This is a genomic window from Patescibacteria group bacterium, from assembly GCA_027858235.1.
Taxonomy (GTDB): Bacteria; Patescibacteriota; Patescibacteriia; order Patescibacteriales; family BM507; genus BM507.
In genome coordinates this window covers 84,027-97,313 of sequence record JAQIDC010000055.1, presented here as the reverse complement: position 1 = coordinate 97,313, position 13,287 = coordinate 84,027, and the positions used below count along the sequence as shown (strand labels likewise).

The 13,287-nt window shown below is 35.3% G+C and carries 6 protein-coding genes; all 6 read left to right on the top strand.

Features of this window, described 5'->3' with window-relative positions:
* Positions 1-6,406, top strand: a 6,406-nt coding sequence (locus tag PF572_05015; protein MDA3840426.1) for a hypothetical protein, incomplete at its 5' end; no start/stop codon positions are given.
* Between the two features lie 645 nt (positions 6,407-7,051).
* Positions 7,052-8,146 carry a hypothetical protein gene (locus PF572_05010; protein ID MDA3840425.1) on the top strand — a complete coding sequence of 365 codons (1,095 nt, stop codon included), beginning with the start codon at positions 7,052-7,054 and terminating at the stop codon, positions 8,144-8,146.
* 560 nt (positions 8,147-8,706) lie between these two features.
* Entirely contained in the window at positions 8,707-9,747 is a 1,041-nt protein-coding gene (locus tag PF572_05005; GenBank protein ID MDA3840424.1) for a hypothetical protein, read from the top strand.
* A gap of 275 nt (positions 9,748-10,022) precedes the next feature.
* Entirely contained in the window at positions 10,023-11,135 is a 1,113-nt protein-coding gene (locus PF572_05000) for a hypothetical protein (GenBank protein ID MDA3840423.1), read from the top strand.
* Between the two features lie 4 nt (positions 11,136-11,139).
* Positions 11,140-12,168 carry a hypothetical protein gene (locus PF572_04995; GenBank protein ID MDA3840422.1) on the top strand — a complete coding sequence of 343 codons (1,029 nt, stop codon included), beginning with the start codon at positions 11,140-11,142 and terminating at the stop codon, positions 12,166-12,168.
* A complete protein-coding gene (locus tag PF572_04990; protein MDA3840421.1) occupies positions 12,169-13,287 on the top strand; it encodes a hypothetical protein in 1,119 nt (372 codons plus the stop codon).

Genomic DNA, 13,287 nt, shown 5'->3' with positions numbered 1-13,287 from the left:
CGATATTCTAGATTCAGAAAATCTTCCAATTTCAATAACACTAATTGACCCAGCCGGGAATAACTCTACTGCCTACACAGCGACTGACATCAATAACAGACCAGGAGTTGATGGACATGTGCCAACTACTCCAGGTAATTTAACTCTAAATCATAAAACAAATTTAAGTGTTACTCTAAATTTTGGTATACCAACTGTAGAATCAAATTTTCTTGAATATAAAATATTTTATAAAGAAGGAACAAGTGGCGTAACGGAATCTGATACAGAATATAATTCAGGAGATGATTTCAATCTTTCTTCTATAAATTATAATGGAGCAGCCACGACAACCATAGAAGGGCTTACAGAAGGAGTTGATTACGTTTTTAATATTTGGGCTTATGACATTGCTGGTAACAAAACAAGCGCTACAGAAATAAATATTATGACTGATTATGTTCCAAGTTCTCCAAGTGGTTTAACTCAATACAAAAATGATGAAATAACAGAGATTGTAAATGACGACTGGACAAATGAATCAAATATAAAACTGCAAGCCTCAGCTACTGATGGGGACAATCCAGAAACACTTCGTATATATTTTGAAGTTTTAACAGATGCAGGAACATTTACGACTGCAACTTCTGAGCCAGCTAGTTCTTGTACATCAGGGACGGCTTTCGCTTCTTGTGGAGATGGAATTTGGTTTGTTGAATCAGCAAGTGGTGACTACACTGTCAGCCCTTTTGTAGCAACAGCAAATATTACTGGATTACTAGAATCAGCTTCTGGCTACAAGTGGCAAGCAATCGCTTGTGGCTTGAGTGGAGTTTGTTCAGAGTGGTCTAGTTTTGGAACAAGTCCAAATTTTAAAGTAGATACTATTAACCCAAGTGCACCGGGCAATTTAGTTTTTAATTCACAAACCCCAACAGAGGTTACTTTTGATTTTGGATCACAAGGCAGTGATTTAAATTTTTCAGAGTATAAAATATTTTATAAAGTTGGTAGTAGTGGGGTAACAGTGAATGATTTAGAATTTAATTCTCTAGATGATCCAAATTTAGCCTTTGTTGATTACAATGGAGCTAGTACTATAACAGTTAATAATCTTTCAGCCGGAACAACTTATGTTTTTAATATTTGGACTTATGATTCAGCAGGGAACTATGCTGGCGCCACAGAATTAAGCGCCACCACTCCATCAGCATCAAACCCTCCAATTTCTATTTTTAATTCAGCTGCTCAAAAAATAGATGGCTCTGGAGCTGTTGATATTTCAATCGAAGTAGATGACCTTGACAATGATGATACCTTGCGCTCCCAAATCGAATATGTCGCTGGAGCAACTTGTGATTTTACTATTCCCCTTGATCCGACTCTAGATGAGACGGATGGAAATATTACAGCTGACTACGGGGATCCTGATATAGATAATAATTCTACACATCAAGTTGGTACAAGTACGTCTTGGATTATGACTTCTCCCGGTTCAAATACAGTTAATTTTGATTGGTTAAGTCCTCTTGATGAAACATCTCCAAATAATATCTACTGTTTGCGCCTGCTTACTAATGATGGAACATTCGATGAGTTGTCTTATTCAACAACAACTGTTCTTATTGATAATGTTAGCCCAAGCACACCTGGTAATCTTGCTCTCAATACTAGAGACACTTATGGGATTATTTTAAATCTAGGAGCAACTTCAACAGATGCTAATTTTTCTCACTACAAAATATTTTATAAAGAAGGAACAAGCGGAGTAGCAGAAACAGACATAGAACATATTGATGTAAACCTTGCTGACCAAAACTTTAACGGAGCAAATTCAACTACAATTTCTGGGCTTAGTGAGGGATTAGATTACGTTTTTAATATTTGGGCTTATGATATTTATGGTAATAAAACAAGTGCCACAGAAATTACAGTTTCTACAAATAATATTCCAGCCAGTCCGACAACATTGACTCAATACAAAAATGACGGAACAACTCAAATAATAAATAGTGCTTGGACAGAAGAGAGTAATGTAAAATTACAAGCTAGAGTTTTAGATGGAGATACAAGCGAAGTGCTTACTCTATATTTTGAACTTGCCACTAGTACAGATTCGTTCACAAACGCTACTACATCATCTTGTGCATTTAATGATGATTTTTTAACTTGTTCATCAAAGGTTTGGTCTATCACTTCTAGCGCTGGTGATTATTCAGTCACTCCTTTTACGGCGGCTGTTAATCCTCAAAATATTCCAGACTCAAGTGTCGGCTATAAATGGCAAGTTATGGCTTGTGATGATGACAATGTTTGTTCCTCGTGGTCAGATTTTGGAGTAGATCCTAATTTTAAAATAGACAATACAATTCCAAGTACACCAGGGGCCTTAACACTTAATTCTCGAAATCAAAATTCCGTTACACTTAATTTTGGTTCTGCTAGTACAGAAAATAATTTTACAGAATATAAAATATTTTACAAAGAAGGAATTTCTGGAGTTACTGAATTGGATTCAATGCACGCCTCAAGTACTGACCCCAATCTAGGTTTTATAGACTACAATAGTGCTGTCACTACTAATATTTCTGGACTTAATTCTTTTACCGATTATGTTTTTAATATTTGGGCTTATGACGAAGCAGGGAATAAAGCAAGTTCAACAGAATTTACCATTACTACAAATGCTCCACCAACATCAAATATTTTAAGTCTAGCTGAGAGAACAAACGGGACAGGAATAGTAGATATATTTGTCGAATTTGATGATAGTAACAATGATAACTTACGAGCTAAAGTAGAATATGTAACAGGAATAGATTGTAATTTCGCCTCCCCCCTAGACCCGACACTAGACGAAACAGACGCCAATGCCACTTCAACTTTTGGAGACGCCAAAATTGATGATAGCAATACTTATCAAATTGGAACTAGCACAGGCTGGATTGAAACAACGAGTGGAGCTAACACGGTTAGCTTCGATTGGTTTAGTCAAACTGATTTAGCAGACGGAGATGGAACATATTGTATAAGGGTAACAGCCTATGACGGGGAAGATATTCAAATAAGCCCAGCAACAAGCACTTTAGTTATTGACAATCTTGCTCCGAGCATTCCAGGAGACTTAACTTATAATTCAAGGACAGGCGATAGTTTAACTCTAAACTATAACGCCACTTCAAGTGATTCAAATTTTAGTTTGTATAAAATATATTATAAATTAGGAGCAGCGACTGTTTCAGAAAACGACCTTGAGCACAGTGATACCAATCTTCTCGATATAGATTTCAATGGAGCACCAACAACAACAGTGGGGAGTCTCTTGGAAAACAGCCAATACAGCTTTAGAATTTACGCTTATGATAATTTTGGAAATAAAAGCAATTCTGGACAAACTACTTTTACAACCAATGCTCGACCGAGCGGTGTTTTTAATTCTATTGCCCAAAAGATTAATGGTTCAGGAATTATCGATATTTCAATTGAAGTTTATGATGCCAATGGGGATGTAGCAACTGCTAGGCTTGACTATGTTTTAGGAGCAACTTGTGATTTCGGTGTTCCTCTTGATCCAACTCTAGATGAAACGCAAACAAACATCAGCTCTGATTATGGAACTGTTGGAATAGAAAATGACAATATTTATCAAATTGGAACAAGCACGGGGATTATTACATCAAGTGGTTCAAATACTATCAACTTCGATTGGCCAACCCAGGCGCAACTACCAGGTGCCGACGGAGTTTACTGTATGCAATTAACGGTTAATGATGGTATTGATGATCAGGCGGTTTCGGCAACAAGTACAGTATATATTGATAATGCAAACCCTACAGCCCCAGGAAATTTAGGGGTTGAGAGTGTAACAGGCTTTAGTGTTGTTTTGAACTTTGGATCGGCTAGTGCAGATTCAAATTTTTCAGAGTATAAAATATTTTATAAAAAAGCAGTTAGTGGTGTAACTGAAAATGATTTAGAGTTTAATCAATATAATGATCTTGACCTAGGTTTTATTGATTATAATGGAACTGCATCAACCTCAATAGTAAACTTGTCTCAAAATAGTGATTATGTTTTTAATATTTGGGTCTATGATTCTTATGGCAACAAATCACAAGCAATCACAGAAGTTTCAACAACAACAACGATTATTCTCTCAGCTACTTGGAGGGAAAATGAAGATGTAAATGACCCTACGGTTGCAGTCCCTATTGGGCGAGAGGAGCCGATTAGATTAAGACTTTCCATGGCCAACACAGGAGATGTGGATATGAGTGCTTATAGTTTTGAACTAGAGTATGGGATAAAAGAAACAACTTGTTCTAACATTTCTACTTGGATAGATATTCCAGATACGGCCAGTTTTGAACATCTTGAAATGGTTGATAGTGTTTATTTTATTGATCAATCTCCAACAACTGAACAACTTCTAAACGAAGAGGCTTATAGCTTTGTTTCTGGTAGTATGGTTGAAAATCCTGGCAGTACTTCAAGCCTCATAGATTTAGCTGCAGGAGATTATACTGAAATGGAGTACGCTTTTCAACCGTCTATCTATTCTAGCGCTGGGAATGTTTATTGTTTCAGACTAACCAATGAAGGAACACCAGTTGAAATTTACAACAGATATCCTGAATTAACCCTAGCTCCACCAACGAATGCTTGGTTTAATTCGGCCGTCCAAAAAACAGATGGGACTGGGATAGTAGACATATCTATTGATGTTGAAGATGCTGGTGGGGATTTAAATCAAGCGAAAATAGAATATGTTTCCGGTCTTGATTGTAATTTTGCAAGTCCACTTGACCCAACGCTTGATGAAAATTTAATAAATATTATAGCTGACTTTGGGCAACCAGCAATAGATAACAATTACCCCTATCAAGTAGGAACATCTTCGGGAATGATTGTTACTGCTGCAGGAGCTAATACAGTAAATTTTGACTGGACAACAAACCTGGATATTCCACTGGCTGATGGAGACTATTGCTTGCAACTAACAACCTTTGATAGTTTTGAAGAGCAAGTGTTGCCAGCGACAACGACTCTAACTATAGATAATATTGATCCAACCATTCCAGGAAATCTATTTGAAGTTGCTAAAACAAGCAATAGTATCACTTTGGGCCTTTCTACTACCACTTTTGATACTAATTTTAGTGATTATCGTATTTATTATAAAGAGGGTAGTTCTGGGGTCACAGAATCAGATAATCTTTGGGCAAGCACTTCAGATTCAAATTTAGCATTTATAAATTACAATGGAGCCACAACTACAACAATTACCGGACTCCTAACTAATCATCAATATGTTTTTAGAATTTGGGCCTATGATTCTTTTGGGAACAAAGCAGTGTCAAACACTGAAGTAACAGTGATAATAAAATATCAAGCTCAAACTGAAGATTGGCAATGGTACCATGATGAACAAAATGAAACACCAACTACTAGTGCCGCTAGTCTTAATACTAGTCCGAATGACATTACTGATGGTGGAACTATTAAGCTAAGATTAGCCATAAGAGAAATTGAAGGGATTACTGGTGATAATGTAAAAGTGCGTCTGGAATATTCAACTTTTTCTGATTTTTCGTCAGATGTTAATTTTGTTGGTGAAATCGGCTCTATTAGTGCTTGGACTTATGGGGATGGTGTAGATGAAGACAATGACGTAATTAGCACAACCACAATTCCTGGGGTTATAATAGGCGGAACGCATAATGAATCAGGTATTTCAACTACGACTTATGATTTGCCAGCTGGTGATATAGGTGAATGGGAATTTACAATTAGAAATAATGGTGCTACAAACTTTGTTACCTATTATTTTCGTGCCTATGATAATAATGCTCTAGAGGCAATTGCAAAAGGAAGTCTTAACACATACCCTAGTTTAATAACAACAGTAGGAAGTATAGACTATTCAGTGACCGGCTTTTCGTCTGGTGGCTCCACAGAGGGAATTACAGCCAATATTAGTACAACCCCGTCTAGTATCCCTTTCGGAACCCTGGCACCTGGGGCTGACTCAATTGGTGTACAAAGGTTTAATATTAGCACAAATGCAGGCACTGGATACCAGCTATTTGTTTATTATACTCAAGATTTAATAAGCAACAGTGGAGATTTAATTGAGCCTGTTTCTGCTATAAATTCAGCTCCAGCATCTTGGCCCCTTTTGCCTGATCCTAGCGCTTTTGGTTACCACACTGGAGATGACACTCTTTCAGGGGTATCTCCATCTAGATTTTCACCAAATAATACCTACGCTCAATTAAGTATAAGCATGGAAGAAGTCTCGTACAGTCATATTCCAGTTACAAATGAAGAAGTAGACATGGTTTATAGAACTAATATTACAGAAAATCAGGCAGCAGGAGACTATGAAACTAGTATAGTCTATATACTTGTGCCAGCATTTTACTAAGTGAAAAATTCTAAACTCTAATGTCTAAGCCCTAAACAATATCAAAAGATTAAATTCAAAAAAAATATGGTGTAAATTGTTTATGGTTTTGATTTTTGTATTTGTTTAGAATTTAGTGCTTATGGTTTTCATTTTATATACAAAAATAATAAAACATGTTATAAAACATAATTTTAGAAATAAAATATATATTAAAATAGAGCTAAAATAACTTGTTGATAACTATTTGTTAAAAAAAAGTTAAAATCATGATTTATAATAATATCATTTAATATTAGCAGTTTATCAAAGTCATAAACTTCCTGATATTGACTAAAACTAGTATATAGTGTATAATGGTAATATAAGTTAAAAAAAGACACAGATCGTTGACAATCAAATCAATCAAAAAAATATTGCTAGAAGTAGCAAGACTCAAAATAAAAACAAAAAGCAAAAAAATCTAGAATTCCTCTAGAAACACACAAATCGTATAAAATATTGATATTTTATATAAAAAAATGCTTTTTGTTTAACACAGAAAGCATTTTTTTATATTTGCTTTCAAATAAAAAGGTCGAATTCAAACATGAAGTGCTAATAACATAGCACCTTAACATTAGATTTAAATCCTTATATATAAAAAATAAAAACTAAAACAAAAATATGAAAAAACTTAGAAAAAAAATAGTCATCGGGATAGTGATGCTATCGATGATGACAATGTATGGAGCCTATCCGGCGATACCATACGCTAATGCGGTCAATGCCTTGGTTGATGCAAAGGAAACATTGACAGATTCTGACCCAGGAGCACTTTCAGATCATGAATTCACATTTACAAATATAGCCACTGAATTAGTAACTGGTGACGAAGTGGAGATTACAATGGATGCTTTGTTTGATGGTTATGTACCAGGAGATGTTACATGTCCTACTGGTTTTGATGCTCTTGCAGAAGTTGCATCGAATGTAACTACATGTATTGTGGCCGCTACCACGACTATCGCCACAGGAACAGTAAATGTGTTAACGATTGCTGATGTTACAAACCCAGTCGCTGATATGTATACAACAACGATTAAATCATCCGATGGAGCTGGTACTGTATATGACCAAATTGATGTCATGACAGCGATTGTAGATAATGTCTTGATGACAGCTAGAGTTACATCTACTCTTAATTTCACAATTTCAGGAACGTCTACAGCAGCTGTAGTAAATGGTGTTACTTGCGGGATTGATACTTCTGCTTCATCTACTCTACTAGATTTCGGAACCTTAAGTACGACTGCGTCAAGTACTCTTTGCCAAGAGTTAAAAGTTGTTACAAATGCTGATGATGGTTACTCGGTAGTTGTTTATCAAGATGATGAGTTAAGATCAGATGGTGATTCAACAATCAATAGTTTTAGGGATGCTCTAGACGGTACTGGTACAACCACTCCTCAAGCATGGGTTTCGCCAGCGGGGACTATTGATGAATTTAATACATATGGTCACATGGGATTAACATCAGATGATTTATCCCTGGCAGCAGGAGATACTTTCGGGGCAACATTTGATAGTGGACTATATGTCGGTTTTGATGGATACGGTTCAGCTAATGCAGTTGAGGTAATGTACCATGATGCTTCTGCTGATGGGTCAACTATCGACAAAGGGATGACCTATGTAGCATATACAACTGAAATATCTGCATTACAGGAAGCGGGTGACTATGAAACAGTCCTTACATATATCGCAACACCTACTTACTAAATAGCCAGACAAGCAAAATTATATAGCATGTAACGCATAACATGTAACAAATATAAACTAGACCTCTACTGGGGGTCTAGTTTTTTTGTATTTTATCTAAGTCATTCTGAATTTGATTTAGAGTCTTTTAATTATTTATTTTTCTATAAAACACACCCCGTCACTTCGTGCCACCCCTCTCAAGAGGGGAATAAAAATCCCCTCTTGAGAGGGGTGGCAGCTTTGCTGACGGGGTGTGTTTTTAAAATAACAATAAAATATCCTGTGGATAAACTTTTTCCACAGGATATTTTATTTTGGTTTATATTAGCAATATATAAATTTTATAACCAATAAAAATGAGCTAATATGAAGTATTTTTATAAAATTTTATAAAAAATTTATCTTTGTGCGCAAGCGGTTAATAAAATGTTAAAAACATGTTATAATAACAATAATTGTTTTGGACTGAGCCTGCTTCGTGATCCCCATGCGGCAAAAGGTCGACTCGGTAAAATAGACAATTGAAAACAAGCTTGTTTTTAAACAAAAAAATTAAAAAATTAATATTTTCAATTCCCATGAAAAAATTAAGAAAAGTACTGACGCTTATTGTTGTATTTTCAATGATGTCGTCATACGCTTACATCCCGATGGTTCAGGCTGCATCACTATCGGCCGTTAGTGATACAATCTCAACTTCAGCTCCAACTACTCTAGCTAATCATACTGTTGGTTTCACAACAGGCGTTGATCTTGATGCTGGTGGCTATGTTGAAGTTGAAGTACCCGCTACTTTTGGAAATGTTCTTGTTGACAATATCACTTGTCCAGCAACAGCAACCACTACAAAAAGTGTGCAATCAACAGAAATTGCAAGATGTACCTTTACTGGTGTTCTTGCTAGTTCTACTCCATACACCTTTCTAGTGGATGCTGTCACAAATCCTACAGCAGGAATTTACGACATTGAGGTTAGAACATACCTTAGCACTGATGTCTTACAAGAATCATCAATAGTAAAAATTGCTATTATTGATACCGTAACTGTTACTGCTCACGTTGACTCAACTCTAACATTTGCAGTTGCAGGTGTAGATGCTGGTCAAACGGTAAACGGAGACACGATTACAGCAACCTCAACTGCAACAACAACTCCTTTTGGTGATATTTTGCCAGGGACACAGTATGTTGTTGGTCAACAACTAGGAGTAACAACAAATGCATCTGCTGGTTTCCAGGTAACTGTAACCCAAAATGATGACTTCAGAACTGCAGCGGGGGCTATCATTGATAGTTTTGTTGAAGGTTCGGCAACCACCACCCCAACAGATTGGGCATCTCCGACTGGAGACTTAGCTGACATAACTACTTGGGGGCACATTGGTGTTGCAACTGATGATAGTGATGGACTCAATGGCGTGGTCAATTATACTAATGGATTTTATACCGGATTATCAGTTGGTACATCGTCTGTTATTATGGCTCACGATGGTCCATCTTCAAGTGGAACAGCCGATAAAGGTTTATCCAATATAGCATATTCAGTTGAAATCGATGCTTTGCAAGAAGCAGGTGATTATAGTACTACATTAACTTATATTGCGACTCCAACTTATTAGTTGATATCACATAACATGTAACACAGAACAAGTAACACATAACGTGTAACATAAAAAAATCGGACTATAATAGTCCGATTTTTTTATAATGCGGAATTCGGAATTTTGTTGCATGTTTAGTCGTTTGTAAAAATGGCTAAAAATTGGTAAAATATAGATAAATTATATAATAAATTATTAATATATTTACATTTATTTTAAGGGGCTAACTCGAAGGAAATATATATTTTTTCACTTGTTATTAGCTTATTTTTGAGTGTAACTATTTTTTTGAAATGACTAAAAAGTATTTTGTAGCATTTTTTGTTTTATCTTTTCTCTTTTCATTTTTTTTAGGCCAAAAAGTTTTTGCTCAAAGTGAAGATGGAATAAAAATATCGCCAGTAAGAATTGAAGACTTGGTTGATCCTGGGCAAGTTATTTCAAAGTTTGTTACAGTCACAAATGAATCAGAGGCTCCAAGAGAAATATTTGTTTTTTTAAGAGATTTTAAGGCTGAGGGAGAATTAGGTCAAGCTAAACTTATTGAACCAGGTAGTGAGAGCGGTTCTTTTCTGGCTTCTTGGATTGAGGTAGCTACCAGCGGAATTTCATTTTTGCCAAATGAATCAAAGGATATCCCATTTTTTGTCAGAGTCCCAATGGAAGTTGGACCTGGGGGGTATTATGGTGCTGTAGTTTTCGGAACAAAACCGCCTGAGTTTAAACAAGACTCTGAAAATAGAGGAGCGGGAATGTCTATAGGACAACAGGCTGCAACCCTGATATTATTTCAAGTAAAAGGCGATGCCAATGAAGAGATAACTGTTAGAGAATTTAGCACTGACAAGGAGTATTATAATACTCCTTTTGATATTAAGTTTACTAGTAGACTTGAAAACAAAGGGAATGTTCACGGAGCCCCAGTTGGCACAATCACGATTAAAAATCAAATAGGAAAAACAGTAGAAGAAATAATATTTAACGAAAAGGTTTCCAATATTTTGCCAAAAACTTTTAGAAGATTTGAACATAATTGGATAGGTGATATGGCCGTTGGTAGATATACCGCAACTCTGGGCCTAACTTACGGGACTCCAACGGGGATGGGTGGACAAGGGATGCAGACTCTTTATGCTGAACGATCTTTTTGGATTTTACCCTGGAAAATTATTTCTGCCATTGTGACTGCAATAATATTCCTCGCTATTATCATTTGGCTTCTTTTAAGAATGTATAAAAACAAAGCTATTAAAAAAGCGATGGAGGTGGCTGGTTTGGCTGAAGTTAAATATGTAAAAACATATGAAGGGCCATCTCCAACCACTCATCTTGTATTAATTGTTTCAGTGGTTGTAATTTCGGTAATTCTTTTGATAGGAATAGTTTATTTAATAGTCTTTGCTTAAGAACATGAAAAAAATATTTATTATTATAATTATATTTGTATTTTCTTTTGCCCCAGGTCGGCTTCTCTCATATTGTGATTCACCTTCTTTACTTTGTAACATTGCCCATGCCCAAAAAGAGGGAGATCTATCATTAGAACCAAAGGTTATTGATGATTCAGTTGCCCCAAGAGCAATGCTTGAATATAGTGTAGTTTTAAAAAATAACACCACGCATAAGTTAAATATTTATCCCTTACTCGAAGACTTGGACGAAGGTGAAAAAAAAATCTCAGAAGGATTGCTCGATAGAGAATATTTAATGACTAAATGGATAAGTATTAAGAGAAATGCCATTGACATATCCCCTGGAGAAGAATATACCCTGCCAATTAAAATTGATGTAAGCCATGATGCTATCCCTGATGAATATTTTGTAAGTATCACCTTTGCCCATGGAGCCCATCGGGTGGAAGCTGAAGAAAATGCAGTCAAAACAAGTCCGCCAAAACTTTTTATTAATTTAAAAGTTGAAGATCAGACGATTGAAAAGGCTAGTATATTAAAATATTATCCAAGTAAAAAAATATTTATTGACCCTAGGCCAGTTTTATTTTTGGAACTAAATAATTCAGGCAATGTTGACTTGGCCCCGAAAGGGAATGTTTATTTGTATAATAAGAGAGGTGAAGAGGTAGATATTATCAGTATAAATCCAGAATTTAAAACTGCTGCAGCTGGCAAAATTTTTACTCTTGAACTTAGGGGGAATAATAATCTAAAAACCGGAAAATATAAAGCTAGAATGGAAATTGAATATGGAGAAAAAATTTCAAAAGAGATTCAAGATACTGTTTATGTTATTGTAGCGACTCTTCCTTTCTTGCTTTTTTTTGGAATAGGAATTTCACTTTTTATAATTCTTTTAAGTGCGCTTATTTTTAAAAGAACATATCATTACAAACACTCCGAAAGCAAGGCAATGCCCGAAAGAATAAAGGTTATAAAAGAAGGAAGCAAGGAGGAAAAAATAATAAATTTAAAATCAAAATAAATGAAAAAATATCTATTTATAATAATTCTGTCTTTGTTTTTTTCTTCTGCTGTCCTTGCTCAAGAGGATAGTTTGAAAATGACCTTAACTCCACCTCTCATAAAAAATAATATGAATCCTGGGGAGAGATGGCTTAGCACAGTAAAGCTCGTTAACAATAATAAAGAAAAGCTGGTTGTATATACTGATATAAAAGATTTTAGAAGTAGCACAGAGGGAGGAGTTGAATTAATCTCAAATGAAGAGTCAGAAGGAGAGGGGAGTAAATCTGGGTTTTTGAGACAATGGATGGATATTCAAGATGGTCCTTTTGAAATAGCACCTTATGGTAGCGTTGAAATACCTTTTGAAATTGAAGTTCCAGAAACGGCAGAACCAGGAGGGCATTATGCGGCTGTATTGGTAGGGACTAAACCAAATGAGGATATTTATGGTTCAGGATTAAGTATTTCTTCAATGATATCTTCACTTATTTTAGTAAATATCTCTGGGGATGTTATTGAGGAAGGAAAGATAAGAGAATTTAGCACCAATAAAACTTATTATAAAGAGCCGAAGGTCAATTTTAAGCTCCGATTTGAAAATACAGGTAATGTTCATTTGCAACCGAAAGGCAATATTGTAATCAAGGATATGTTTGGTAACGAAAAAGATGTTATTGATATAAACAAAGACACAGCCTACGGAAATGTCTTGCCGAAGAGCACAAAATCTTGGGATTTTTCGTGGGAAGGTGAATCAGGAATTTTTAAAATGGGGAAATACAATGCCGTTATCACTGTCCATTATGGAGAGCAAACAACCGAAGTTGATACTAGGACATTTTATTTCTGGTATATAGATTTTAAAATTGTTTCTATAGTTTTGGGAAGTATATTAGGATTTTTATTGTTAATTTTTTTAATGATTAAGTTTTATATCAGAAAAACAATTAGACAAAATCAAAAAGAAATAGAGAGAATAAAAGCTCAGCACCCTTCAATAAGCTCAGGGCAAGCAGGAGAGGAAAAAATAACACAAACCCCAATGAAAAAAAAGAATAATAGGAGTGACGTAGTTGATTTAAAAGAGATAATTAATAATTCTTCGACAAATTCAGAACAGGAAAAAAATAAATAA